The following is a 24,525-nucleotide window of genomic DNA, read 5'->3' on the forward strand; positions in this document are numbered from 1 at the left end:
TTCGGTCATTTCACACTCGAAACGGAAAATGCGTTGTCGCCCAGCTGCACGACGAGCCGGCCGTTGAACCGCTCGACGCGGACGCGATTGGCGCCCGGCCCCGAGTAGTCCGCAAATACGAAGACGCCCGCCACGCGCGGCCCTCGAAGCTTTCCTCCGGGCACGACGAGCCGTTGGCCAGGCACGAGCTCCCAACTTTGATAGCGGATCGAATCGGGAAACGTGGCCGCGAGATCGCCACGCACGGCAAACCATTTCGAAGCGGGCAGCTCCGCCACGCGCGCAAGCAGCGTCTTGTCCGTCACGAACACGACGTCGACGGCCACCGGACTGTCGTTGTTCGCTTCGTCGCTTGCGGCGAGCGTGAGCTCGTCCCATTTCACTTTGTCGCCCGACGGAAACAGCATCGAGCATCCGCCAAGTCCCGCCAAGCACACCGCGGCGAGCAGGCCGACGGCCCATCGCCGCATGCAAGCCGTCTCGCCGCGCGCCGCGAACCTCGTCTCGCGCGGGCGTACATGCGCATCGCGCAGCACGCTGCCATGCGCGAAGGAAGGCTGTCCCGCAGAGCGTCGCCAGTCCGTCATCTTGCCCCCACTCCTATACCCATGACTACGATCAAAGAAGCCGCCACGACGGCGCAGCCCGCCACCACCGCAAGTTGTGCGCGCGTGAACGCCAGGCGCACGACCACGGAATTGCGATGCGGCATCGCGCTCGGTTGAGCGCTAGCGGCCCGATCGGTTTGCAAGCCCGCCGACGCCAGCGCCACGACCACGCAGGTGGACAGCAGGCTCAGCAGATTGCGCGGCCCGTCGCAAATCAGATCGATCCCGACGAATATCACCAAAGCGGCCTCCGCGGGCAGTCGCAGCAGCGACAGCGCGATCCCCGCGACGGCAATGCCGCCCACGCCGTTGCGCCCTGCCGATGCGAAAGCGGCCACCGTGGAGGCGGCGCAGATCATTACACAATCGCCGAGACTGAGCGAGTTGCCGTACAAGTTCGCAACGAACGAAGCGACGAGCGCGAAATAGAGCGCCGAACCCGCGCGCAGGAACACCGCGCCGAACGGCACCACGAGATCCGCGACGCCGCGACTGAAGCCGAGCTTGGCGCTCATCGCCTCGATCGTGTGGGGGATCGCCGCCGTCGCCGTGCCGGACGTGAATCCGACCAGCATCGGCGCGCGCAAGCATGCGACGGTATGGCTGAACGAGACGCGCGTACGCGTTGCGATCGTGGCAAGCGCGATGCACGACAATACGCCCGCCGAAATCACGAAGACGGAAATGAAGCCACCCGTCGCCGATAGAATCTCGCGCGGCATATGCGCGACCATATGGGCCGCCGTGCCGAACACCAGCACGGGCAACAACAGGTTGGCGTAATCGATCAGCGCTTCGAGCGTGCGGTAGATGCTTTCGAAGATGCCGTTGAGCACCTTCGTCTGCTCGGCCGATAAGGCGGCGAACGCCATGCCGAAGAAGATCGTGCAGGTCAGAATGCCGAGCGCCCGGCCGTTTGCGAGCGCGCTGTAGAAGTTGTCGGGGACGATTTCGGTCAGCGCGAACCGATGCTCGGGTGTGCCGAGCGTGCCTTGGGAGAACAGCGCCATGCGCACCTCGCCCGCATCGCCGCCGCTCGACAAGATCAGCCTGCCGAGCTCGGCATGCGCGGCTTCCGACAAGTGCAATCCGGGCGCCGCCACGACGCCTGCCAGCGTCCCCGCGAGAGCGGCGAGCGCGACGAGCGCGAGCGCCAACATCAGCATCGTGCCGATGCGTAGGCCGGGGCGCGGCAGCCCCATGAGCTGGCGCAGTCCGAAGAACATGGCCACCACGAGCAACGGGACGGCAGCCATATTGACGATCGAAATGTAGAGCTGACCGACCGCATACGCAGCCTCGCCCACCGGCTCGGCGAATGCGCCCGCGACACTGCCGAGCAGCACGCACAGCATCAGGAGCAGCGCCGAATTGGGCAGTTGTCTCAGCTTGTTCATAGCGCCTGATTCCAGCCGTGCGCAAGACCATAGGAAACCGTCGCACGCGCGAGTTCGAGCGTGCTGTCGATCATCGGGATCGGCGGGGCGTCCATCTGCTGCGCGGCAAGCGGCAACTCGGTGCAGCCCAGGATTCCCGCCTTCGCTCCATGACGGACGAACCAGTCCAGCGCGCGCGCAAGGTGTTCGGTCGATGCACCGATCTTCCCAGCCTTGACGTCGCGGATACACGCATCGATGTGCCGCTGCGTGTCGAGGTCCGGTTCGACCGATTCGAACCCACGTGCGGCAAGCATGCGCTGATAGAGCCCGCTATGAAAGGTGCCGCCCGTCGCCAGCACGGCCACGCGGCCGACGCCCGAGGGCAGCGCCGCCACGCTCGCCTCGGCGATGTGGATGATCGGCGCGCGGCTCTCGGCGCACATCGCGTCGTACCAGTGATGCGCCGAGTTGCATGGAATGACGATGAGCTCCACGTCGTTGCGGTTGAGCATGTCGATGCCGCGCAAGAGCGCCGGCAACGGGCTCTCGCCGGCGCCGAGCAACGCCTCCGACCGGTCGGGAATATGCGGCAGATGCGCCACGAGCAACGGCAGATGCTGCTGGTCGCACCATGCCCCGGCCGAGGTCGTCAACGCGATCACCCGCTCTATGAAATCGACGGTGGCAAGCGGCCCCATGCCGCCTAGGATGCCTATCAACGCCATGGCGGGCTCTAAAGCTTGAGCGGCCGGGGGCAAATGATCGACACGGCCGCCGTATTGCCGATGACGAGGATCAGCGTGCGCAGCATGTCGCACAGCGGATCGACTGCAAGAAACAGAATGAAGGCCGCCTCGAAGGGCAGGCTCAGATAGACGCAAGTCATGCCGATCAGCGACACCGTCACGAGGCCGGTCATCCCCGCCGAAGCGAAGCCCGCAAGCACCGATGCGAGCAGAACGGTGGCGACTTCGGCCACGCCGAGGTGCTTGCCATAGAGCTGCGCGATGAACAGCGTCGCACACACGTAATAGACCATCGGCCCGACGCGCAAGAGCGACACCGTCAGCGGAACCATCAGTTCCACGCGCGAGCGGGCGAAGCCGAGCCGGTCGACGAGGCTTTCGATCATGCTCGGCATGCAGGCGGCGCTGTTGCGCGTCGCGAGTGCAAGTGCGAACGGCGCGCGCAGCGCGTCGAGCGTGCTGCCGAGCGAATTGGCCGAGCGCTTCCAGATGATGGTGGCGGCAATGACGAGCAGCAACAGCGCAACGACGAAGAACGCAATGACGAATTGCAGCATTGCATGCAGCGGCCCCACCCCCGATTTGCCCAACTGCGCGGCGCTCATGCAAAACAAGATCAGCGGCAGCGGGTAGCTGAGCCAATGCATGAGCTTCTGGCACGCGTGATACACGGTTTCGAGCGCTTGGCTCAAACCTACGGAGATGCGTTCCGGCACGCGGCCCACGGCCAGGCCGAACAACAACGCGAACACTAATGCCTTGAGCGCGTCGCCGCTGGCCAGCGCCGCGAAGATGTTGCTGGGGACCAGGCTTTTGAGCATGTCGGTCAAGCCGATGGTCTTGGGCACCGTGTCCGTTCCGTACAGGCTCATTACCGTCTCGGTCGAGCCCGAATCGTCGCTGCCCACCATTGCGCCGAACGTATGCATCGTCGCCGTCGAGATATTGACGCCGGGCCGCATCGTCAGCAGCACGATCGCGCCCACGAGCGCGACCGTCGCCGATGCGCCCAGGATCACGATCACCACGCGCAGCAGCAAGCGCGAGGTGCCGCCGTCGCGAAAGAGACGCTGCAGGCTGAAGATCACCGCCGATACCATGAACGGCAGCGTCGTCATCTTCAACAAGTTGACGTAAAGATCGCCGATCACCTCCAGCTTCGCCGCCATAGCGGGAAGCAACAACCCGAAAGCGCTGCCGAGCGCAAGCGCACCGATCACCACCCACGGGTTCACGGCAAAGGCGTAAAGCTTTTTAGTATTCATCGTTCGGTCTCCGAGATGCGCTGTCGTTTTAGTTATCGGTTGCTTGCAGCAACGTCTTGACGTCGAGCTTCTTGCTGCGTTCGCTCAGGAACTGATTGACGAACGCGAGCATGGCGGGCGTCGATACGTTCACGCCAATCGCGATCGGGTCGTCGAGATCGTCCAGCGTGACCACGCGCAACTTCAGCGATGCCGTCGGGTTGCTCTTGAGGACATGCTTCACTTCGAATTCGTCGCGGTAGGCGGCGGTCACCTCGCCCTTGTCGAGCGCACCGAGCAACGCATCCCAGCTCGGGTACGGCTTGACCTTCGCATCCGGAAAGTTGGTGCGCACATATTGCGAGTAAGACGAGTTCATCACGACGCCGATCGTGCTGTCGTACGCGCGGATCACGTCCGGCGCGGTGCGCCCGTGCGCCACCTGCGCGAAGTTGATGCGATTGAGCAAGAGCGCGCGATGCAGCCTGACGTACGGCGTGCTGAAGCTAATGATTTCGGCGCGCGCCAGCGTTCGCGACAGCTTGCTGATCGCTAGATCGGCGTCACCGTTCGCGAGCAGGCCAACCACGCCGTCGAAGGTCTTCGCGTCGCGGTTGAAGCGCACCTTGACGCCGAGCTTCGCGGCCAGTTCGTCGGCGATATCGACGTCGATGCCTTGCAGGCGGCCGTTGCGGGTCTCGAAGAACGGCGGCTGATCGACGCCGAGCATCGCCACGACCAATTCACCGCGGTTGACGATACGCGCGAACTCGGGCGCAAGCAGGCGTCCGTCGGGCATGCGCACGAGCCCGGTCGGCGTCAGGGCAAGCGGCGCGCTGGCCGGCGCGGCTGCAACCGCGGCAGGCGCAGGTGCGGCCGCCGCGGCGGCCGCGCACGTGCCCGTTCCCGCGAAAACCGAAATACCGATCGTCAAAACAGCTGCAACGCGACCGGCGAGCGCGCGCAGCGAGCGTGCCGCGATGTGACGCCGGTGCGGTGTGGGACACGAAGTGTGAAGCGTAGACATAAGCGATTACCGTTGGCAGATTTCAAGAAGCATTGGATGCGGGCGCGGCGGGTGTCGATGCATCCGCGCTCGCCGGCAGCGGCGCACGTTCGCTCGCGGCCGCAGCGGCTGGCGCGGCCGAAGCAACAGGGGCGGCCGGCGCAGCGTAGCGCGCACCGATCTCGACGCCGAGCAGGAACAGCAGCACGCACAGCAGCAGAATGCAGCACGCCGCAATCGTCGCCATCCGCGCAGTCATGGAAAAAACGTAAGGCATCGGGACTCGTCCTCAGGGAACCATGGTGGTGAATTGCGCCGGCGCGACGATCTGGATCACGCCGCCCCAGTTGCACATCAATTTCGAGCTGTCCTGCAAAGCAGGCATACCGCCGACCAGCACCGTCGGCGAGCCCGGCGCCCAAGGCGCCGCCGTGACCGGCACGCACGGCATCGGCGTAAGCACGCCGAGCGCCGCCGCCGTGGCGGCCGCCACCTGCGGGTTGGCCGGGCAACTGCACATGCCGAACGGCATGACGTTGACCATTGGCGCGTTGTCCATGATCGTCGCGGCCGGTGCGCCCGACATGACGCACGCCGTCGGCAGCACGTTCAGCGACGAAGGCGCCACGCCGAAGCTGCATTGCAAGGTGGCGCCGGTGGTGACGAGAATGCCCATGGCTCAGCCCTTCACCCATTTTTCGAAGTTCGCGACGATCTTCGGCAACCCGAGCGCCGCACCGGCAGCGGGCGCATCGACGCTGCGCCATGCCTCTTGCGGCTTGCCGCTTGCATAGCGGCGCTCGGCCAGCACCTGGCCGTCCGGAGCGAAGCGCCGCGCCGTTCCATGCAGCAAGCCCGCGTGATAAGGCAGGCTCTGCACCAGCGTGCCATCCGCGGCGTACTCGCGCGTTTCGCCCTCGAGCGCGCCCGCGCGGTATCGTGCGCGCCGCACGACTACGCCTTCGTGCAAATACACGGCTTCGCCCTCGAGCTTGCCGGCTAGATAGGGAAGCCGCGACGTAACCTGGCCCGACGGCGCATACGACACGCTTTCGCCTTGAAGCACGCCCGCTGCGAAGCACTGCCGCGCGGCGACGCGGCCATCCTGATACAGCGTCGTCACCCCGTGCTCCTTGCCATCGACGTAGTGCGCCTCTTTCACGGGCACACCGGGCGGATCGAACGCTCGCATCTGCCCCGACAACACCCCGTGCGCGTATTGCGCTTCCAAGGTCGGCCTGCCATCGGGCATGCAACGCGTCATGGCCCCGTGCGGCACGCCGCCCGCCATCGACGTGCGCCCGACCACGGCGCCGCTCGCATCGCGCTGCTCGATCACGGCGTGCGCGACCGCGCCCGGCGGCGCGGCCGGGGACAGCGGGGAAGGCGTGGACTTGGGCTCGGACATGACGGTCGTTTCGTTTATCGGGTGGGCGGCAGCGTCAATTGATCTTCACGAGGCCGCCCTTCACGGTCAGCATCCCGCCGCCGTCGACCGTCGCCGCGGCCGACGCCTTGCACTGCACCTCGAGCCCCTCGAGCGTGAGCGTAGTGCCCGCCTTGTTCTCGAGCGTGGTGCCCGCTTGATTCGAGAGCGAAGTGCCGGCCTGCGCGGCCAACGATGTGCCGGCCTTGAACGTGATCGAACCGCTCACGTCGATCGTCAAATTGCCGCTCACCTTCAGCGTGTAGTCTCCCGTCACGTCATGCGTGAACTTCGCATGGTTGGTATGCGTCTCGTCGCCCGTAACGTCGAGCGAACGTGTGCCCTTGACGGTGTGCGTTTCCTTCCCGGTTTGCACGTCCACGGTCCGGTCGCCCTTCTGGATCGTATGCGTCTCGTTACCGGCGATGACGGTGGTCGCAAGCGCATTCTCAATCGACACGGTCATGTCCTTCTGCGCGTGCAAGTACAACTCCTCGCTGCCGGTCTTGTCCTCCATGCGGATTTCGTTGCCGGCACTGCCGCCCTTGGACGAGCGCGACATGATGGTGCTGCGCGTCTGCATGGACGGCTGCGCGTACGGCAGCGTGCTCGACTGGTTGTACACGCTGCCGGTCACGAGCGGGCGGTCCGGGTCGCCGTCGACATAGCTCACGATCACCTCGTGGCCGACGCGCGGCAGGAAGAAGTGCCCCCAGCCGTTGCCCGCGACGGTCTGCGCGACGCGCACCCAGCACGACGTGTTCTCGTTCTGAGTGGTGGAACGATCCCAATGAAACTTGACCTTGATCCGCCCAAAGGAATCGGTCCAAATCTCCTCGCCCGAAGAGCCCGACACCGTCGCCGTATGGTTGCCTGCCACGACAGGCCGCGGCGTGACGAGCGGCGGACGGAACGGAACCGACGAGGGAAACACGACGAATTCGTTTTTATAGACGTCGTTCGCAGCGCTGTGCTCGACGGCGCGCACGACATAGCTCGTATTGACTGCGCTGTTGGCATGGCCGCCGAGCGTGAAGCTAGAACCGGCCGTGAGCGCATAGCAGGCGCTGGAGCCGCGGCCCGTCTGCTGACCGATCTGTAGCGCGGCGAGCCGCAAGTCGGCCGTATGCGTGCTGTCCGACGCCTGCGCGTAGCGCCCCGGAAACGTATAGCGCGTCCCGTTGGTCACCCCGCTCGATGCCGACGAAGTCGCCGTGGAGACCGCTGCCGACGTGAAGTCGTAATCGGCCACGATATGCGTGCGTTCGGTCAGTCCCGTAACGAGCTCGAACGCGCTCACGCGCTCGGACGGACTGTGCGCCGCCGAATCGCTCGAGAACCACAACTGCGAAGCGCCGGCTATCGGCTCGTGCGCGGACGGGCCATCGGCGAGCACCATCGTATGGCTGCCGTTCGCGAACGTGAAGAAGTAGAAGATGCCTTCTTCTTCCATGAGCCGCGAGATGAACTGGAACGGACTCTCGTCGTACTGCACGCAGTACTCGCGCGCCGCGTAGGTGCCCGTCGTGCTCTGCTTCACCGTGACGTTGAACGGAGACAGCACCTTCTGAATGATGTCGAGCACGCTCAGATTTTGATAGATCACGCGGTCGCTGCCGAGCGTGGCCAGCCACAAACGCGGCGCGAGCGCCGCCGAGTAGTAACCGTTCGCGGCGTCGGCGCCCACCTGCGCGAAGCGGGTGACGATGCCGTTGAAGTAGCGCGCCGATCCGCCCTGCGTCTGCAGGGTCACGGTCGCGCTCTGGCCGACGATGGATGCTGCCGCGAGCGCCGTGTTGCTCGAGCGCATGCGCAGCTCGAAATGAAACGGCTCGGAGATCGCCTCGCGCCCCGAGAAACCTTCGAGCAGCAACACGTCCGTCCCGAACGGCGTACTGACCGAAAGAAAGCTGCCCGCCTGAACTGTCGTGACTGCCGGCATATCAGACTCCGTCGCCCGCCGTGAAGCTGAACGCGAGGCCGCCCGTCGGCGTGAACCTCAAACTGACGGCGGAGAACGGCTCGGCCACCGAGATCCGCTCGAGCACCTCGCGCGCCAGTTCCGGCAGCACGATGTGCGTGAGTATGTGATCCACGTTGCGCGCGCCGCTATCCACTTCCTTGCAGCGCTCGGTGATGACGCGGGCGAAGTCGTCGTCCCAGGTCAACTGCGCGTGATGGTTGCGCTCGAAGCGCTCCGCGAGCCGGTTCAGTTTCAGATTCACGATCGCGGCAATCTGGGCGTCGCCGAGGTGGTAGTACGGCACGAGCACGAGCCGGCCGAGGAACGCCGGGCTGAACTGGCGCAGCAAAGCGGGCCGCAGCCGTTCGATCAATTCCTCCGGCGGCGGCCGGCGTCCGCCTTGGCACGCTTCGGTGATGACTTCCTGCGCGGCGTTCGAGGTGAGCAAGATCAACGTGTTCTTGAAGTCGATCGGCACGCCCTCGCCGTCTTCCATGATCCCTTTGTCGAATACTTGGAAGAACAGCTCGAGCACGTCCGGGTGCGCCTTCTCCATCTCGTCGAGCAGCACGACGCTGTATGGCCGGCGCCGCACCGCTTCGGTCAGCACGCCGCCGCGCCCGTAGCCGACATAACCCGGAGGCGCGCCTTTGAGCCCCGACACGCTGTGCGCTTCCTGGAACTCCGACATGTTCACCGTGATCATGTTGCGCTCGCCGCCGTAGAGCGTATCGGCCAGCGCGGCAGCCGTCTCCGTTTTGCCGACGCCGCTCGGTCCGACCAGCAGGAACACGCCGACGGGCTTGCTCGGATCGTCCAGATCGGCCCGGAACGTGCGCACGCGTCGAGCGATGGCATCGAGCGCCTCATCCTGGCCGACCACGCGCTCGGCCAGCTTGTCGTGCAGATACAGCACCGTGTGCAGCTCGTCGGCGAGCATGCGGCCAACCGGGATACCGGTCCACCCGGAGATGACCTCGGCGACCATCGCCGAATCGACATACACGGGCACCATCGGCTCGTCGTTCTGCACGGCCTCGAGGCCTTTCTCGAGACGGCCGAGATTGGCCAACAGCGACTCGGCGTCCTCGCCCTCCTCGGCCGGCTCTTGCGCATCCACCTGGCGGGCGATCTTGCGCCGCCATTCGAGGATCTCCTCCACCGCGCGCCGTTCGGTGGCGAGCTTATCGGCGAGCCGCGCATGCTTGGCGCGCTGCTCTTCGAGTTGCTTGGTCAATGCGGCGATCGCATCGGCGTGATCGCTGCCCGTCGCCGCTTCGTGGCGCAGCACGCGCAATTGGTTCTCGCCCGCTTCCAGCGCACGGCCCAGCGCTTCCAGGTCCTGCGACACACCGCTTTGCCCGATGGCCACGCGTGCGCACGCCGTATCGAGCACGCTGATTGCCTTGTCCGGCAACTGACGCCCCGAGATGTAACGATGCGACAGCTTGACGGCATCGCGCACGGCCTCGTCGACGATTTCGACGCCATGATGATGCGCGAGCTTAGGCACCATCCCGCGCAGCATTTCGATGGCGACCGCCTCGCTGGGCTCATCGACCTTGACCACTTGGAAACGGCGGGCGAGCGCCGGATCGCGTTCGACGTACTTCTTGTACTCGGCCCACGTGGTGGCCGCGATCGTGCGCAATTCGCCGCGCGCGAGCGCGGGCTTGAGCAAATTAGCGGCGTCGCCTTGTCCTTCGCTGCCACCGGCGCCGATCAACTGATGCGCCTCGTCGATGAAAAGAATCACCGGCACGGGGGACGCCTTCACTTCGGCAATGACCGACTTCAGCCGATTCTCGAACTCGCCCTTCACCCCCGCACCGGCTTGGAGCAGCGCGAGATCGAGCGAGCGCACCGTGACGTTGCGCAACGCGGGCGGCACCTGGCCTTGCACGATGCGCTGAGCGAAGCCCTCGACCACGGCGGTTTTGCCCACCCCGGCCTCGCCCGTGAGGATCGGGTTGTTCTGACGCCTGCGCAGCAGCACGTCGATCAATTGACGAATCTCAAGATCGCGTCCGCAAATTGGATCGATCGCCCCTTCGCGCGCCAGTTCGGTCAAATCGACCGTGTACTGCGCGAGCGCCGAGCCGCCCGGCCCGCGCCCCACGGCCGACGGCATCGCCGGCAACGAGGCTGGCGCGGCGCTAGCCCCGCTCGCCGCCGCACCGCTTGCAGGGGCTGCCGCCTGCCCGCCGTCTTCCGTCGATGCGGCCAGCACGGACGGCAGCGATTCGCGCAGCGTCGCGCGCGCGATCTTGAGCAGCGAAGGCGCCGACTCGAGCAGCAAGCCGCGCAAGCTGTCCACTTCGAGCAACGCGAGCAAGACCGTGCCCGAGCGAATCTGCTGCTGTCCGAGCAACATCGAACTGAGCAGCCAAGCCTCTTGAAACAAACGCGAGAAGTTCGGCGATAGTGCGGGCGTGCGGCCATTGCCGCGCTTGAACTGATCGACGGCTTTTTGAAGCTGCGCGCAGACGTCGTCCGAGGCGATCTCGAAGTGCTCGAGGATGACGCGCAAGTCGGGCGCATCGGATTCGAGCAGTTGCAGCAGGAAGTGCTCGACGTCGACGTTGTAATGCGTCTGCCGCACGCACAGCTGCGCCGCTAGCTCCATCGCATGCTTGCACGCCGGGTTGAGCCTGCTCACCAAAGTGCGAATGTCAATTTCCATGATGGGCCGAGTTATGCATTCGATGGGCGCCATGCCGCCGCGGACGGCAGCATGCGCAGAGTGAATCGGACGGGCGCGAGGGGCGCCGCAGCCTTGGCATCCGCGCTCGCGGCACGCGCTGCGCCGAGCCACGACGTCCAGCCGAGGCGCGCCGCACCCGCTCCGCCTACGGCAAGAGCGGCCTTCCTAGGCGCGGGCCGCAGCACGACATGAACGTCGAGGTCCTGTTCCAAATACGATTGCACGAGCCATGCGGTAAGCGCGTGCAGCGCGCCGCCGGGCAATAGCGCCTCGAATCGGTCCTGCGGCAGATCGACGAACTCGATGCGCACGCCCGCCGCTTGATCCCAGCAGCGCCGCCCCACGACCGCCCTGCCGGTCAAACGCGAAGCTCCCGCGCGAAAGCCCGACAAACGCGCCGAATCGCGCGCGTCGAGCTCGCGCCAGCCTCCGACGAACTGCGCGCCGCGCACGGCGACGCCAAGCCGGTCGGACAGCATCGCCAGCAAACCCACCATGGAGCGCGGTGCGCCACCGAGCAGCCCTGCATGACGCAACCAACGCCGCGCGCCGCCCGGCCCGCGCTCGCCCGCGCGCAGGCCGAGATTGCCGAGCGCATCGAGGCAGGCCGTCAGCGTCGCATCGTCGGGCGCGCGCCCATTGAGCCCGGGCGCATGCTTCTGACGGCTGCGATACAAGAACGAAAGAAAGCGATGATTGAAGATGTCGAGGAAGTCCGACATCGCCGTTTCGCGCGCGGCGCGGCGCCGCAACAGCCATTCGGTGAACGCCAGCGGCAACGGCCCGCTCGCGCCGGCGAGCGTCATCGCCGCCGTGGTCACGGTATAGGTGGCGCGATCTTTGCCGGCGGCCTGGCTGCGCACGGTGCGGATATCGCTCGGCTCGAAGGCGAGCGATACATGGCCCGAAAAGCGCACCGCCTCGTCCGTGCCGTCGCCCGTCCCAAGCGGCCGCGCCCACGACTGCGCGCATTCCAGCAGATGAATCGCCTGGAACAAGTCGAAGTCATGCGGATGAGCGAGAAGCCGCTCGATCAGAGCAACTGCTGGCAACCGGTCATCGGTTCCCATTGCTTCCATATCTCATCTCCACGGCAAACCACTAGCCGGACGAAGGAGTTGACCGAGGTGCACATCGCGAAGAAGCGCGCGAGCACAGCGGCCATCATCAGGGGCGAACTGCCGACGAACGCGTCCGCATCGAATTCGATATTGACCTCGGTGCCGCGGCAATAGCCGCGCCATGCGTCGGCGCCGACGTGAGCCGTGACGTGGCGCGCCCCGATGCGGCTGATTCCGCGAATCTGATCTTGTTCGCGCAGGCCGTCGGATGCGAACAGCATCAGCATTTCCTGCAACTCGCGTCTGCCGTTCGGGCCGCTGACCAGGGAGTGGTAATTGCGCGTGAGCAAAGACACCAGCTGCCACAGCGTTTCGCTACCAAGCGCAGGATCGCGCGGCGCCGTCGGTTCATAGAGGCATCGCACGCGCGTATTGCGCGACACCCGCTCGACGAGCATGCGCGCGCCGATGGGAACATGCTCGGCAAGGCGGCGGTTCGTGCAAAGAACGTTCGCGTAGACGACCGGCGTGGCCGGATCGACGAAATTGCGCCCCGCGTCGACGAAGCTCAGGTACGTGTCGACGCCCGGCACATTGCCGCGCACACTGTGCTCGCGCCGCGCGAACCAAAACGTCGATTGCTTGCTGGCCCCGTCCAAATCCATGCGATCGACGGCGGTGTAGCCCGGGAGCACGATCGCGCGATCGGCGACGGGATCGGAAGCGATGACCGACACGATCGAATGGATCTCGGTGATGGCCTCGCGCTTCTGCTCGGCGACGAGACGGTGCTCGTAGCGGCGCCCGTCGACGACGATCGGCTCGGTGGTCTGCGCAAACAGGTTGATCACGGGCGTGCAGCCGAGCCGAAAATGTTGCGCGCCGATGTGCGCGAGGGCGCGAGCGCGCGGCATGCGGTCCAGATGCAGAACGATTTCGCAACTGCGGCCGCTGCCGAATACCCCGGCCGGCACATCCAAATCGAAGAAGTGAAATTTGCGCGGAAAGGCGAAATACTCTTGCAGCAGGCCGTAGGCCGGATGAGCGTGAGCCGGCGCAGGCAGCACGCGGTCCTCTTCGGCATAACCCACTTCGCGCCACGCCGATTGCCCGAGGCGCACGAGCGGCGCATCGGCGGGCGCGAGCGAAACGCCGACGACGCCCGATACGAGCAACTCGTACAGCGGCATCGTGACCATCCAGTCGCCATGCAAGTGCAGCCGCAGCGTGCGGATCTCGAGCTCGGAGAAATCCACGCCGGGCTCGCAGTCCAGTCGCAGGCGCAGCGTCGTGTCGTCGCCGAAGCGCGCATCGGCAATCGCGAGCGGCCACAGCACCGTTTCCCATGCGGTGCGGAAGCGGCACGTATCGCCGTCTTCCGTCAGCGCCGCCAGCCCGGTATGGCGCGGCACGCGAAATCCTGCCGTCACCTTGCCTTGAGTCGGATCGAGCTCGAACTGGGCGACGGTCATCGACGGCACGGTCTGCGCCAGGGAGGGGCAGACATTCTCGAGCAGCGCCGAGGCAATTTGCGGAAACGCTTGATCTAAATCGCGATGCACGCGCGCCGCGAGAAATGCGGTCGCTTCGATCAAACGCTCGGTATGAGGGTCGAGCGACTCCGTGCCGTGCAACGCGAGACGCGAGGCGACTTTCGGATAACGCTGAGCGAAGTCCGCGCCCTGCACGCGCAGGTATGACAGCTCGCGCTTGTAGTACTGGAGAATGTCGTCTGGCGCCATGTCGGTCAGCAGTCGTCCGGGTCATCCCGGCTTGCACCGGCGCCGGCCGCCAATTCGAAAAATACGTGATCGACCGATCGCTCCACGCGAATGTCGCCCTCGACGACGAGCACCGCGTCGCGGCTGTTGTCGCCGCGAAAGGCGAACTTCACGTTCACGTTGACGAGCCGCGGCTCGAACAGCGCGATCGCATGGCGCACCGCCGCGAGGATCGCATCGCAATCGGCGCCCGAGCGCAACGACCGCTCCGAGAAATCGGGCACGCCGTAGTCGAGCACGCCACAGTCGCTGCGGGCGAACTCGTCCATCGTCAAACGCGAACGCGCGTTCAACAGGCGCGAGAGCTCACGCGCCACGGAATCGCGCAGCGCGCCCTCGCCTTCGAGCCAGGCGTCGGAATCCTCGACGAGACGCTCGAACAGCGGCATCGGATAGCCCTGGCGCATGGTCGACATAACGTAAGCGTAGAACCCAAAACCACGGGTGCGCCACCATCGGGCGGCGCACCGAATTCACTTCATCACGACACGCTGACGGCCTTGTTCGCGGCAAGATCCCAACCGAAGGAGGCATTGCCCTTCTTCGTCGAGTCCGTGTTCTGCTGCGTGTATTGCGACGTCATCTGCGTGAAATGGATCGTGACCGAATCGGACATCTCCGAGCTGCCGCCGCCCGTGCTGATGTGCGAAATCATCGAGTTGCTCAGCACGTACTTCATCAGCAGCATGAACTTGCCGCCTTCGTTGCGGCCGATCGAGATCGTCGCATCGCCGAGCTTCGTGCCCGCGGCGCAAGCCGCGTACAGGGCCGGGGTTGCCTGGTCGGTCGCCTTCGTGATCGAAAACTCGCTGAAGGTCGGGCGGCCCATCGTGCGCTCGGTGTTGGCCGTGTCCGAATTCATCGGCATGGCGACGCTGTGGCTGAACGAATAGAGCACGATGCCGTCGGCGTAGCCGTCGATCAGCGAGTTGCCCTTGATGTCCTTGAACTGCAGGATGACTGTATCCATTTTTATTCCGATGCGATGTTTGGCGAAAGAGGCGGCGGCGCTGTCGCGCACGCCGCACGTTCATGCGTTGCCTGCCGTCAGGCAGCCGCCGCCGGCAGGTCGGCCACGAGCCGAATCGAAGCCGTCAGGTCTTCCATTTGGAAGTGCGGCTTGATGAAGCACGTCGCGCGATACGAGCCGGGCTTGCCGGGCACTTCCGTCACGTCCACGCGGGCTTCGCCAAGCGGGAAGCGCGCCTTCTGCTCTTGCGACGCCGAGGGATTGATCAAGACGTAATCGGAGATCCAGTTGTTCAGGAACGCTTCGATGCCGCCGCGCGTCTGGAAGCTGCCCACCTTGTCGCGCATGATCACTTTCAGGTAATGCGCGAAGCGCGACGCCGCGAGCACGTACGGCAGGCGCGCAGACAGCTGCGCGTTCGCGTTCGCTTCGTCCTTGTTGTACAGCACCGGCTTGTTGGCCGTCTGACCGCCGAAGAACGCCGCGTAGTTCGAGCCCTTGGAGTTCACGAGCGAGATGAAGCCCAGATCGCTGAGCTCCTTTTCGCGGCGGTCCGTGATCGTCACTTCGGTCGGGCACTTGAGCGCGATGTCGCCTTCCGACGTCTTGTACGCATGCGCCGCGATCCCATCGACCTTACCGCCGCCTTCCACGCCGCGGATCGCCGTCGACCAGCTGTACTTGGCGAACGCATCGGTAATGCGCAGGCCCAGTTGGTACGCGGAGTTCGCCCAGAGATACTTGCTGTGATCCGAGCCGTCGACGTCTTCTTCGAAATTGAACGACTCGACCGGCTTCGTCTTCGCGCCATAGGGCAGGCGCGCCGCATAGCTCGGCAGCACGAGCGAGACGTAGCGCGAATCTTCCGAGGCGCGGAAGCTGCGCCACGTCACGAGTTCCGCGCTTTCGAAGATCTTCGACAAGTCGCGCGTCACGCCCAGCTCGGTGAACGACTTCAAATCGAACAGGCTCGGCGCGGCGGCGGTGATGAACGGCGCGTGCGCGGCCGCTGCCACCTTCGAGATGCGCTCCAGCAGCGCGATGTCTTGCGGATGCCGGCCGAACGTGTAATCGCCGATCAGCACCGAGTACGGATAGCCGCCGAAGGTGCCGTACTCCTCTTCGTACACCTTCTTGAAGAGCACGCTCATGTCGTGATCGACGGCGGTCTCGAGGTCCTTGAGCAGTTCCTTCTTCGTGACGTTGAGCAAGCGCAGCTTCAGGCGCGTGCTCGTTTCGGTGCCGTAGACCATATCGTGCAGGCCCGTCCACGACGCTTCGAGCGCCTGGAACGCCTCATCGTGCATGATCGCGTTGAGCTGGTCCGTGAGCAGCTTGTCGATCTCGGCCACGCGCTCGTTGATCATCGCAACCACGCCCTTGTCAGGGCTGGTGCGCATGCCTTCGTCGAGGATCTGCGATGCGAGCTGGCCAATCAGCTTCTTCGCGTAGACGCCTTGCGACGGCTCGACGGCCATGTTTCCTTCGAGCACGATGCGGTCGAGCAGGGAGAGATCAGCGTTCGTCGTTGCGCCTGCAGCCGACGATTCGACGGCGGAATTCGTTTCCATCTGGTAGTCCTTTGTCAGTTCGTTGCATCAGCGACGGTGGGCGCGAGCCTCGCGCCGCGCCGCTCACTCGGCCGGTGCGCCTTCGGCTGCCGGCTCGGCTGCGGGCGCGCCACCGGCGTTCGCCTCGCTCTGCACTTTCTTGAGCTCTTCGGAGTTCTGAACGATGCGCTCGAGGATGGAATCGAGTTCGTCGTTGCCGTCCAGCTTGCCCAGCAGGTCGCGCAATTGCTGACGCGCTTCCAGCAGCTTCGCGAGGCGCGGCACTTGGCGCACGATGCTTTCCGGATGGAAATCGGAGAACTGATTGAACTTGAGCTCGACCTTGAGGTTGCCTTCGCCTTTCATCGTGTCGGGCACGGACAGATCGAGGCGCGGCGCGACCTTGCCCATGATTTCGTCGAAATTGTCGCGGTCGATTTCGACGAAGCGGCGCTCCTTCAGCTTGGGAAGCGGCGTGGCCGGCTGCCCCGAAAGATCGGCCAGCATGCCGACGACCATCGGCAGCTCGCGCTTTTCGACTGCGTCGCCGATCTCGACGTCATAGGTGATCTGAACGCGCGGCGGACGATTGCGCCCGACCCATTTCTGCAAACTATTGGACATGGTCCCCTCCGGACTAAAAACACAAACGCGCAATCGGTATAGCCGCGTGTGCGGCGCTTCCCGATGAAATGACTCGGACTCGAAAGGGGGGCGGGTGCTGCTGCGAAACGGGGAAAAGAAATTACCCCTGAAGACGCGGGGCGCATGCGACGCGAGACAAACCTTGAGGCCGCTACTCGGCGCTGCCGCCCTGCGATATCAATGAACCGGCGCGCCCCCCCGACCGCACACCGCCTCACTGAGGAGGCACGCGCGAGCATCGACCGATGCCGCGCATACCTCGCGATGACTCGTTCAAATGGTCGATGCTCGACCTATCCGTGGGTTGTCCCTGTGTCGTGTTGAAAAGGTTGTGGTCCGCAACGCTCGACTAATTTCTGCCTTGATCTGTATCAAGCTTCTTTGAGGCGCGACTCTAGCATACAAAACTTAAAAAGTGTTAGCTCCCGAACAGACTTCCAGCGCCGCCAATTAGGGCTTGGCCACCCGAGCACACTAGTAGAGCAATGAAATGTTCGAGTAGCTTGGTCGCAGGCAAATTAAGCGAAAACCCTAATTGCGCAACGCAAATTGCCTTGGCATAAGGGGCTCCTCGCCCAGAACCCATTTCGCATTTCATTTATTTGTATGATTAATTAAATCAATATAAAGGCCGGGTATGCCAAGCATTCGGATTGGCACCGGTTCCGCAGCCATCGTCTTCGACCCCCATTGCAATATTTGCAATTGCGCTGTTATGCTGTGATCTCAATCCGCCGGCCTGCACTTTGCATGCCAGCGACAACCAGACCGGCAACCCCGCGATACTCCTGTGAAGGTGAATACTCATGCCCGCATTTACTTCGCCCGTATTCACGGTCTTTAATCATGGCACGTGCGCCAGTCGAGATGGGCAAGGGGAAATCGTTGCGGAATTCGGTCGCCTCGCCGCGGGGGTCGAATACAAGGACTTCTTGATTTGCGACGGTCCGGGCAGCAGCCCGACAACGGCGCCGATCCCGGGGCAATTCAATCCGTTCACGCGCGACAAGCAAGCAAAGTCGTTCTTCGGCAACAAGGAAATGGGGCACACCCATCACAATTGGAAGGCGACGGGGGTCATGACGGGGGCCGGTTGGGACGACAACGTTATGCATGCCGTTGCCACCATTGCGGAGTTGAGTCCCGCGCCCCGGACCGTCAACATGCTGGGCTGGAGCCGCGGCGCGGTGACTTGCACGAAGCTCGCGTACAAGCTTCGAGAAATCTTTCCGGACATCGCGGTCAACATCTTCGCGGTGGACCCTGTCGCCGGTATCGGGAACAAGAGCGACGACGATGCGAGCACAATACGCGGCAACGTGAAGAATTATCTGTCGGTGCTCTCGATGCACGAGACGCGTGGCTTTTTCAAGCCGCAAGACGCCAAACGCGTGACGTTCACCAATTCCGGGACGAATGCGATTTACATTCCGTTTCCCGGAAATCATAGCGGACAAGTCAATCTGGATAAAAGCGCAAAGAAGGAACTAGGCGAATCTGCGCAAATGGCGTGGTTTCTTGCATGGAAATTTCTCGATCATTTCGGCACGCGGTTCACCGCCCCTCCCTCTCCCGATTACAACCCGCTTGAACAATGTAATCTGTACGCGAAAATGAAGTCGAAGATGTCCGGTTATAAAAAGACGAGCCCCGGTATTGGCGGCGCATTTTTGGGGGCTCGCAAGACACGAGATTTCCTCAACAACCGCGTCGATCAATACGTGAAGTTCTCTGATTTTTTCATCAACGAGCATCATCGCCGGATATTCAAGCGCACCTTGCCCCACCTGTACATGTGGGTCTTCGAGAATCAAGGCGCCGATACGCGGGCAGTCGTTCAGGACTACAAGAAGGCCGAGTTCTATACGGCGCTCAAGCAGTCGCTGAACGACATCGGCTTCCAGCCGACGCGGCTGGGCGGCGTTCCGACCGTATTGCTGCCCATTCGCGGCGGCGGGCAGCAAGCAGTGGACATCACCACGCGACAACTCACGGCAAGCATGTCGAGCATGGGTCTTTATGTTTGATGCGCGAATGCAACGTTATGCCAGGCGATGGATCGCATATGCCACTGCGTCCGGCTCGGCTATGCGATTGAGGTGCGGCACGTCGCCCGGCTTCGTCGTACCCGATCGGGGACTAAACCGCATCCGGGAGACCGCTCTTTTGATTTTCGTGTCCGATCGGATACGGCCAACGGCCTTCAAAACCACAGAACTCAGTGCGAGGAAACATAAGCCGTATCGGCGAATACGGGCGGGACAGTAAAGCTCTCGCGCATGCGCTTGGCCTCCGCGGCCGGCGTCGATCCGAACAAACGCTTGAATTCCCGGTTGAACTGGGACGGGCTCGCGTAGCCCACGGCATGCCCCGCCGCCTCCGCGGTCAGATCATTGCGGACCATCAGCAAGCGAGCCTGGTGCAGGCGCGTCGACTTGACGTATTGCATCGGCGACACCTGCGTAATTGCTTTGAAGTGGCTGTGGAAACTTGGAATGCTCATCCCCGCTTCGTCGGCCAGTTGCCCGACGTCGAGGGGCGACGCATACCTTGCGTGTATCAGCCGAAGCGCGCGGCCGATCTGGCCAAACTGTCCACGCATCGCCAAAGCCGCGCGCAACGCGCTTCCCTGGGCTCCGGTGAGCACGCGAAAATACAGCTCACGCAACAGCCCGCCGCCCAACACGGCCGCTTCGAGCGGCCGATGCATCGCCTCGAGCAAGCGCAGCACGGATGTGTACATCGCCTCGTCCATGGGCGTGGACATCATGCTTCGAGGCGCCGGCGCGCGCTGCGGCTCGCCTTCGCGGTCGATGTGCTCCGCAAGCTCGGCAGCCAATGCGAAATCGAGGTGCAGATACAGCGCAAGCAGCGGGCGATCTTCGGTTGCGTCGGTCTCCATGCTGAACGGCACAGGCACGGACACGGCCAGATAGTGACGCTCGTCGTACAGGTAGCGTTCGCCGCCGAAATAACCTCGCTTACACCCCTGGCAGACGATCACGATACCGGGGTCGTACAGAACGGGCGTGCGCGATAGCGCCCGGTTCGAGCGCAAGATGCGCACGCTCGGGAGTGCCGTCAGGTTGTAGCCCTCATCGGGCGCCAACGCGCGCAGCAGGGCAACCATGCGTTTGTGACTTCGTGAGGGTAGCGCTGGATGCGGGACCGAAGCGCGTATCGTGCTCATAGTTTTATGCAAGAAAATCAGCGGAAAACGCCTTAATTTACCTCATCCGTCAGATTAGTATGCACTCGCGAATCGATATTCGGGAGAAGCTCAAATGACATCCAGCAAAATTCTGCTCATCACCGGCGTGAGCAGCGGCTTCGGCCGCGCGCTCGCTCAGGAAGCACTAGCGGCGGGCCATAAGGTCGTCGGCACCGTGAGAAGCGCCCAGGCAAAGCGTGAATTCGAGTCCATCTCCGCGCATGCCGCCTGGGCACGCGTCCTCGACGTGACCGACTTCGACACGATCGACGGCATCGTGACGGAAATCGAGCGCAGCGTCGGCCCAATCGATGTGTTGGTCAACAATGCCGGTTATGGTCATGAGGGCGTCATGGAAGAATCGCCGCTCTCGGAAATGCGCCGACAGTTCGATGTGAATGTATTTGGCGCGGTGGCCATGATGAAGGCGGTCCTGCCATTCATGCGCCGGCGTCGCCGCGGGCACATTTTGAATATCACATCGATGGGCGGCCACATTACGATGCCGGGCATCGCGTACTACTGTGGGAGCAAGTTCGCGCTGGAAGGCATTTCCGAGGCGCTCGCCAAAGAGATCGAGCCGCTGGGCATTGCCGTGACGGCCGTGGCGCCGGGATCATTTCGCACTGACTGGGCAGGCCGCTCGATGGTGCGAACGCCCCGCTCGATTTCGGATTACGACGATATTTTCAATCCCATTCGCCAAGCCCGCGAGAAAAAAAGCGGCAAGCAATTAGGCGATCCAAGGAAAGCGGCGCGCGCAATGCTGGCCGCCATTGCAGCGGATCATCCTCCGAGGCATCTCTTGCTCGGCAGCGACGCACTCGGGCTCGTTCGAGACAAGCTGTCCGCGTTGAACGCGGAAATCGATGCGTGGGAAGCGACCACCGTTTCGACGGACGGCTGAGCCGAACGTAATTCGCGGCTCTTTGAGCCGCACAGCCGCCCCGCTAGTCGAAGTACGGCTTCAACACCGTCTCGATCCAATTCATGAACGCCCGGACGCGCTGCGACAAGTTACGTCGATGGGCCACGACGAGCCAGGCGTCGAGGGGCTTGGGGCGCAGGTCCGGCAGCACCTCCACCAGCGCGCCGCGTTCGAGGTAACGCGCGAGGCCCGAATATCCCGCTTGTATCAACCCAATGCCGGCAAGCCCGGCTGCATGGTAGGTCTGCACGCTATTGACTTGCACCACGCCGGGCAGCGGAAGCGAGGCGTAGCCCTCGCCGTCCGGATACTCCCACCCTGCCAACTTGGCGCCCAATGTTCGCGTGTAATGAACCATCTGGTGCCCCTGGCTGCGCAGGTCATCGAGCGTTTGCGGCGTGCCGAACCGCGCCAGATAGCTCGGGCTCGCCGCGTTTATCATGCGCAGCTTGCCGAGCGGCCGCGCAACGAGCGTCTCGTCGATGACCGGGCCCAGACGGATCACACAATCGAACCCCTCTTGCACGAGATCGACACGACGATCGGTGCTGGATAGCTCGAGTTCCAACTGTGGATGCGCCGCGATGAGTTGCGGCAATGCGGGAATCACGACGCTATGCGCCAGCTCCGTCGGCATGTCCACGCGCAATCGCCCCCGCAATTGCGTCCCTTCGGCGGCGAACATCGATTGCAGCTCTTCCACTTCGGCCAGCAAGTCGCGAGCGCGTGAATAATATGCGCGTCCATCTTCAGTCAGCTGGACGGTCCGCGTGGTCCGATGCAGGAGGGCGACACCCACCTCACGCTCGAGGTCACGGATCACCATCGACACCCGTCCCTTCTGTATGCCGAGACTCTCGGCCGCGCGCGTGAAGCTCGTCATTTCGGCAACACGAGCGAAGATCAAAAGTGCGTCAAGGTTTTGCATTGTTATTTCTGCGAGTAACGGAACGTTCCAATTTCCGTCATTTATAACTCAAATGCGACCCAGTAGAGTGCGTTCCCATGTCGTCCACCGCGACGAATCGAACCAAAGGGAACCACATGACTCAGCGCACTTCATCGGTTAAAGCAGTCGTCGTCTACCACTCCGGCTACGGGCACACCGCCCGCATGGCGACAGCCGTCGCAGAAGGCGCCGGCGCCGAACGCCTCGCCATCGACAGCGAGGGAAACCTCGCTGCGCACGCCTGGGAAACGCTGGCCGCCGCGGATGCGATCCTATTCGGTTCGCCGACCTACATGGGCGGCCCGAGCTGGCAGTTCAAGAAGTTCGCGGACGCATCGTCCAAGCCGTGGTTCGAAGGCGCGTGGAAAAACAAAATCTTCGGCGGCTTCACCAATAGCGCGAGCATGAACGGCGACAAACTCAATACGCTCGAATACTTCTTCCTGCTCGCTGGGCAGCATGGCGGCATCTGGGTCAGCATGGACATCAAGCCGGCGAACACGAGAGCCTCGTTGCGTGACGACCTCAATCGCATGGGCTCCTATATCGCGCCCATGGCGCAGACGCCCGCCGATGCGTCGCCCGAAGAAATGTCGACGGGAGACCTGGAGACAGCCCGCCGCTATGGCGCACGCGTGGCGATGGTCGCCGGACAGCTCCTGTGCGTAAAAGCGCAAAACGACTGAACCCGGCCCGAGGGACGCGAGAGCCCCGGCTCCGCCGCGTTCCGTTCCACCAATCTTGAAGGACATCGCCATGAAATATAAGCAACTGGGCCGCACCGGCCTGTATGTCTCCGAGCTGTGCCTCGGCACGATGACGTTGGGCGGCAATGCCGACGCCGGCATGTGGAAGACGATCGGCGCCCTGAAGCAGGAAGAGGCGAATCAGTTGATCGCCCGCGCGGTTGCCGAAGGAATCAATTTCATCGACACCGCAGACATCTATTCGTTTGGACAGTCCGAACGCGTCGTCGGGCAAGCGCTCAGAGACATCGGCGTGCCACGTAGCGAGATCGTACTGGCAACGAAGACCGCCGGCCCCATGGGCTCGAAACCCAACCAGCAGGGCGCATCGCGCGGCCACATCATGGATTCCGTGCAGAGAAGCTTGGAACGGCTTCAAGTCGACCATATCGATCTGTATCAGATTCACGCCAGCGATCCGGTCACGCCGATAGAAGAAACGCTGCGGGCACTCGACGATCTCACGCGGCAGGGGCTGGTCCGTTATGTCGGCGTGTCGAATTGGCGCGCGGGCAAGATCGGTAAAGCGCTCGGCATCAGTGAAGCGCTGCACGCCACACGCTTCGAGACGCTCCAGGCCTACTACTCCATTGCCGGACGCGACGTGGAGCGCGAACTCGTGCCGCTCGTCACCGAAGAACGAATGGGGTTGCTGGTGTGGTCGCCGCTTGCCGGCGGATTGCTTTCGGGGAAGTTTGGCCCTGGGGCGAAGACCGAAGAAGGTTCGCGGCGCACCCATTTCGATTTTCCGCCGGTCGATCTCGATCGGGCCTGGCCGTGTGTCGCGCAGATGCGCGTCATGGCCGACGCGCGCGGTGTCTCGGTCGCGCGGATCGCGCTCGCCTGGTTGCTCGCCAAGCCGCACGTCACGAGTGTCATCATCGGCGCCAAGCGAGTGGAGCAACTCGAAGATAATCTTGGCGCCGTCGATGTGGCGCTTACCGAGGACGAGCTTGCGCGTCTGGACGCCGTCAGTGCTTTGGCGCCCTCCTATCCGGGCTGGATGATCGAGCGTCAAGACGCGACCAGGCGTCCCCTGCCCTTCAAGGCCGGTTCGTCGAATTAGAATGAATCGCGACAGGCGCCGCCAATCGTCGGCAAACCGAGTCTTGAATGAGCACGTTAAGATTCGGCTGCGGCCCTGACAACTCACGAACCAGTCGATGAAATTTCTGCTGACGATCGCCTTACCGATTGCTTTCGCCTTGGCAAATGCACAAGCAGCGGGCTCGCCTGCGAGCCCGTATTCGCCGCAGTATTACGCCTGCGTCAAGAAAGCGGGGGCTCCCGGTTTCTACGATCAGTCCGCGTCCGCGAGTTGCGACGAAGCCGAAGTGAAGTTTCAGAAGAAGCGGATCAACGCCGCCTATGACAAGCTGAGTAAGATGTGGAGCACCGATCCAGACCGGCTCGCGAAGCTGAACGTTGCGCAAAAGGCCTGGGTGCAGTGGCGAAACGAGACCTATGCTTTGTTGCAGGAGGCCGGAGGAAGCAACGGGCAGGTCGTGTACATCGTCAGCTCCGAATTCCTTCTCAAATCGCTGGTCGACCAAGCGAACCTGCTCGAGAGCCTCGTCGCGGCGAACGGCGGCTAAACGCGTCGCAGCA

Annotated in this window: 23 protein-coding genes; 5 read left to right on the forward strand and 18 right to left on the reverse strand. The window is 63.5% G+C overall.

Going from position 1 to position 24,525, the window contains the following annotated elements; all coding sequences use genetic code 11:
• Positions 1-5: 5 nt before the first annotated feature.
• The 16 genes from MMB74_RS10220 to tssB form a co-directional block, all read right to left on the reverse strand.
• Positions 6-587: a hypothetical protein gene (locus tag MMB74_RS10220; protein WP_346780674.1), complete on the reverse strand. Its 582-nt coding sequence runs from the start codon at positions 585-587 to the stop codon at positions 6-8.
• Positions 584-2,005 (reverse strand): cation:dicarboxylase symporter family transporter, encoded by a 1,422-nt coding sequence (locus tag MMB74_RS10225; protein ID WP_277428504.1) that lies wholly within the window; start codon positions 2,003-2,005, stop codon positions 584-586. Before MMB74_RS10225 ends, MMB74_RS10220 begins: the two co-directional genes overlap by 4 nt.
• The gene (locus MMB74_RS10230) at positions 2,002-2,712 is read right to left on the reverse strand and encodes an amino acid racemase (protein ID WP_277428505.1); all 711 of its coding nucleotides are present in this window, start codon (positions 2,710-2,712) and stop codon (positions 2,002-2,004) included. Before MMB74_RS10230 ends, MMB74_RS10225 begins: the two co-directional genes overlap by 4 nt.
• 8 nt (positions 2,713-2,720) lie before the next feature.
• Positions 2,721-3,998 (reverse strand): cation:dicarboxylase symporter family transporter, encoded by a 1,278-nt coding sequence (locus MMB74_RS10235; RefSeq protein ID WP_277428506.1) that lies wholly within the window; start codon positions 3,996-3,998, stop codon positions 2,721-2,723.
• Positions 3,999-4,026: 28 nt separating this feature from the next.
• Positions 4,027-5,004, reverse strand: a complete 978-nt coding sequence (locus MMB74_RS10240) for an ABC transporter substrate-binding protein (protein WP_277428507.1) — start codon at positions 5,002-5,004, stop codon at positions 4,027-4,029.
• A 22-nt stretch (positions 5,005-5,026) separates the two neighbouring features.
• Positions 5,027-5,260, reverse strand: a complete 234-nt coding sequence (locus MMB74_RS10245; RefSeq protein WP_277428508.1) for a hypothetical protein — start codon at positions 5,258-5,260, stop codon at positions 5,027-5,029.
• Between the two features lie 12 nt (positions 5,261-5,272).
• Positions 5,273-5,659, reverse strand: a complete 387-nt coding sequence (locus MMB74_RS10250; RefSeq protein WP_277428509.1) for a DUF4280 domain-containing protein — start codon at positions 5,657-5,659, stop codon at positions 5,273-5,275.
• 3 nt (positions 5,660-5,662) lie between these two features.
• The gene (locus MMB74_RS10255) at positions 5,663-6,391 is read right to left on the reverse strand and encodes a toxin-antitoxin system YwqK family antitoxin (RefSeq protein WP_277428510.1); all 729 of its coding nucleotides are present in this window, start codon (positions 6,389-6,391) and stop codon (positions 5,663-5,665) included.
• A 34-nt stretch (positions 6,392-6,425) separates the two neighbouring features.
• On the reverse strand, positions 6,426-8,351 hold the full coding sequence (gene tssI / locus MMB74_RS10260; protein ID WP_277428511.1) for a type VI secretion system tip protein TssI/VgrG: 1,926 nt from the start codon (positions 8,349-8,351) through the stop codon (positions 6,426-6,428).
• Position 8,352: 1 nt separating this feature from the next.
• The gene (gene tssH, locus MMB74_RS10265) at positions 8,353-11,055 is read right to left on the reverse strand and encodes a type VI secretion system ATPase TssH (RefSeq protein WP_277428512.1); all 2,703 of its coding nucleotides are present in this window, start codon (positions 11,053-11,055) and stop codon (positions 8,353-8,355) included.
• Between the two features lie 11 nt (positions 11,056-11,066).
• Complete coding sequence (gene tssG, locus MMB74_RS10270; RefSeq protein ID WP_277428513.1) at positions 11,067-12,155, reverse strand: type VI secretion system baseplate subunit TssG; 1,089 nt, start codon at positions 12,153-12,155, stop codon at positions 11,067-11,069.
• Positions 12,110-13,879: a type VI secretion system baseplate subunit TssF gene (tssF, locus tag MMB74_RS10275; protein WP_277428514.1), complete on the reverse strand. Its 1,770-nt coding sequence runs from the start codon at positions 13,877-13,879 to the stop codon at positions 12,110-12,112. Before tssF ends, tssG begins: the two co-directional genes overlap by 46 nt.
• Positions 13,880-13,884: 5 nt before the next feature.
• The gene (tssE, locus tag MMB74_RS10280; RefSeq protein WP_277428515.1) at positions 13,885-14,334 is read right to left on the reverse strand and encodes a type VI secretion system baseplate subunit TssE; all 450 of its coding nucleotides are present in this window, start codon (positions 14,332-14,334) and stop codon (positions 13,885-13,887) included.
• Positions 14,335-14,399: 65 nt separating this feature from the next.
• Positions 14,400-14,888 (reverse strand): type VI secretion system tube protein Hcp, encoded by a 489-nt coding sequence (locus tag MMB74_RS10285; protein ID WP_277428516.1) that lies wholly within the window; start codon positions 14,886-14,888, stop codon positions 14,400-14,402.
• 77 nt (positions 14,889-14,965) lie between these two features.
• Positions 14,966-16,459, reverse strand: coding sequence for a type VI secretion system contractile sheath large subunit (tssC, locus tag MMB74_RS10290; RefSeq protein WP_277428517.1), 1,494 nt, complete (start codon positions 16,457-16,459; stop codon positions 14,966-14,968).
• A 63-nt stretch (positions 16,460-16,522) separates the two neighbouring features.
• A complete protein-coding gene (gene tssB, locus MMB74_RS10295) occupies positions 16,523-17,062 on the reverse strand; it encodes a type VI secretion system contractile sheath small subunit (protein ID WP_277428518.1) in 540 nt (179 codons plus the stop codon).
• Between the two features lie 827 nt (positions 17,063-17,889).
• Between tssB and MMB74_RS10300 the strand changes: the two genes are divergently transcribed.
• Complete coding sequence (locus MMB74_RS10300) at positions 17,890-19,110, forward strand: DUF5621 domain-containing protein (protein WP_277428519.1); 1,221 nt, start codon at positions 17,890-17,892, stop codon at positions 19,108-19,110.
• Between the two features lie 191 nt (positions 19,111-19,301).
• Here the strand turns inward: MMB74_RS10300 and MMB74_RS10305 are convergent, their stop codons facing one another.
• Positions 19,302-20,213, reverse strand: a complete 912-nt coding sequence (locus MMB74_RS10305) for an AraC family transcriptional regulator (RefSeq protein ID WP_277428520.1) — start codon at positions 20,211-20,213, stop codon at positions 19,302-19,304.
• A gap of 154 nt (positions 20,214-20,367) precedes the next feature.
• Between MMB74_RS10305 and MMB74_RS10310 the strand changes: the two genes are divergently transcribed.
• A complete protein-coding gene (locus MMB74_RS10310; RefSeq protein WP_277428521.1) occupies positions 20,368-21,201 on the forward strand; it encodes an oxidoreductase in 834 nt (277 codons plus the stop codon).
• Positions 21,202-21,244: 43 nt separating this feature from the next.
• On the opposite strand, the gene MMB74_RS10315 is transcribed toward MMB74_RS10310, so the two are convergent.
• Entirely contained in the window at positions 21,245-22,150 is a 906-nt protein-coding gene (locus MMB74_RS10315; protein ID WP_277428522.1) for a LysR family transcriptional regulator, read from the reverse strand.
• A gap of 116 nt (positions 22,151-22,266) precedes the next feature.
• On the opposite strand from MMB74_RS10315, the gene MMB74_RS10320 reads away from it, so the two are divergent.
• The 3 genes from MMB74_RS10320 to MMB74_RS10330 all read left to right on the forward strand — a co-directional run bounded on the left by MMB74_RS10320 (position 22,267) and on the right by MMB74_RS10330 (position 24,512).
• Positions 22,267-22,857: a flavodoxin family protein gene (locus tag MMB74_RS10320; RefSeq protein ID WP_277428523.1), complete on the forward strand. Its 591-nt coding sequence runs from the start codon at positions 22,267-22,269 to the stop codon at positions 22,855-22,857.
• 70 nt (positions 22,858-22,927) lie between these two features.
• Positions 22,928-23,983: an aldo/keto reductase gene (locus MMB74_RS10325; RefSeq protein ID WP_277428524.1), complete on the forward strand. Its 1,056-nt coding sequence runs from the start codon at positions 22,928-22,930 to the stop codon at positions 23,981-23,983.
• A gap of 97 nt (positions 23,984-24,080) precedes the next feature.
• On the forward strand, positions 24,081-24,512 hold the full coding sequence (locus MMB74_RS10330; RefSeq protein WP_277428525.1) for a lysozyme inhibitor LprI family protein: 432 nt from the start codon (positions 24,081-24,083) through the stop codon (positions 24,510-24,512).
• Positions 24,513-24,525: the final 13 nt, after the last annotated feature.

It is taken from the genome of Trinickia sp. Y13, from assembly GCF_029522115.1.
In the GTDB taxonomy this organism is placed as follows: Bacteria; Pseudomonadota; Gammaproteobacteria; order Burkholderiales; family Burkholderiaceae; genus Trinickia.

What these genes read in the sequence shown, in the direction of transcription:
- MMB74_RS10220 (WP_346780674.1), bottom strand. Translation starts at nt 587, where the DNA reads ATGACGGACTGGCGACGCTCTGCGGGACAGCCTTCCTTCGCGCATGGC.
- MMB74_RS10225 (WP_277428504.1), bottom strand. Translation starts at nt 2,005, where the DNA reads ATGAACAAGCTGAGACAACTGCCCAATTCGGCGCTGCTCCTGATGCTG.
- MMB74_RS10230 (WP_277428505.1), bottom strand. Translation starts at nt 2,712, where the DNA reads ATGGCGTTGATAGGCATCCTAGGCGGCATGGGGCCGCTTGCCACCGTC.
- MMB74_RS10235 (WP_277428506.1), bottom strand. Translation starts at nt 3,998, where the DNA reads ATGAATACTAAAAAGCTTTACGCCTTTGCCGTGAACCCGTGGGTGGTG.
- MMB74_RS10240 (WP_277428507.1), bottom strand. Translation starts at nt 5,004, where the DNA reads ATGTCTACGCTTCACACTTCGTGTCCCACACCGCACCGGCGTCACATC.
- MMB74_RS10245 (WP_277428508.1), bottom strand. Translation starts at nt 5,260, where the DNA reads ATGCCTTACGTTTTTTCCATGACTGCGCGGATGGCGACGATTGCGGCG.
- MMB74_RS10250 (WP_277428509.1), bottom strand. Translation starts at nt 5,659, where the DNA reads ATGGGCATTCTCGTCACCACCGGCGCCACCTTGCAATGCAGCTTCGGC.
- MMB74_RS10255 (WP_277428510.1), bottom strand. Translation starts at nt 6,391, where the DNA reads ATGTCCGAGCCCAAGTCCACGCCTTCCCCGCTGTCCCCGGCCGCGCCG.
- tssI (WP_277428511.1), bottom strand. Translation starts at nt 8,351, where the DNA reads ATGCCGGCAGTCACGACAGTTCAGGCGGGCAGCTTTCTTTCGGTCAGT.
- tssH (WP_277428512.1), bottom strand. Translation starts at nt 11,055, where the DNA reads ATGGAAATTGACATTCGCACTTTGGTGAGCAGGCTCAACCCGGCGTGC.
- tssG (WP_277428513.1), bottom strand. Translation starts at nt 12,155, where the DNA reads ATGGAAGCAATGGGAACCGATGACCGGTTGCCAGCAGTTGCTCTGATC.
- tssF (WP_277428514.1), bottom strand. Translation starts at nt 13,879, where the DNA reads ATGGCGCCAGACGACATTCTCCAGTACTACAAGCGCGAGCTGTCATAC.
- tssE (WP_277428515.1), bottom strand. Translation starts at nt 14,334, where the DNA reads ATGTCGACCATGCGCCAGGGCTATCCGATGCCGCTGTTCGAGCGTCTC.
- MMB74_RS10285 (WP_277428516.1), bottom strand. Translation starts at nt 14,888, where the DNA reads ATGGATACAGTCATCCTGCAGTTCAAGGACATCAAGGGCAACTCGCTG.
- tssC (WP_277428517.1), bottom strand. Translation starts at nt 16,459, where the DNA reads ATGGAAACGAATTCCGCCGTCGAATCGTCGGCTGCAGGCGCAACGACG.
- tssB (WP_277428518.1), bottom strand. Translation starts at nt 17,062, where the DNA reads ATGTCCAATAGTTTGCAGAAATGGGTCGGGCGCAATCGTCCGCCGCGC.
- MMB74_RS10300 (WP_277428519.1), top strand. Translation starts at nt 17,890, where the DNA reads ATGCCCGCATTTACTTCGCCCGTATTCACGGTCTTTAATCATGGCACG.
- MMB74_RS10305 (WP_277428520.1), bottom strand. Translation starts at nt 20,213, where the DNA reads ATGGTTGCCCTGCTGCGCGCGTTGGCGCCCGATGAGGGCTACAACCTG.
- MMB74_RS10310 (WP_277428521.1), top strand. Translation starts at nt 20,368, where the DNA reads ATGACATCCAGCAAAATTCTGCTCATCACCGGCGTGAGCAGCGGCTTC.
- MMB74_RS10315 (WP_277428522.1), bottom strand. Translation starts at nt 22,150, where the DNA reads ATGCAAAACCTTGACGCACTTTTGATCTTCGCTCGTGTTGCCGAAATG.
- MMB74_RS10320 (WP_277428523.1), top strand. Translation starts at nt 22,267, where the DNA reads ATGACTCAGCGCACTTCATCGGTTAAAGCAGTCGTCGTCTACCACTCC.
- MMB74_RS10325 (WP_277428524.1), top strand. Translation starts at nt 22,928, where the DNA reads ATGAAATATAAGCAACTGGGCCGCACCGGCCTGTATGTCTCCGAGCTG.
- MMB74_RS10330 (WP_277428525.1), top strand. Translation starts at nt 24,081, where the DNA reads ATGAAATTTCTGCTGACGATCGCCTTACCGATTGCTTTCGCCTTGGCA.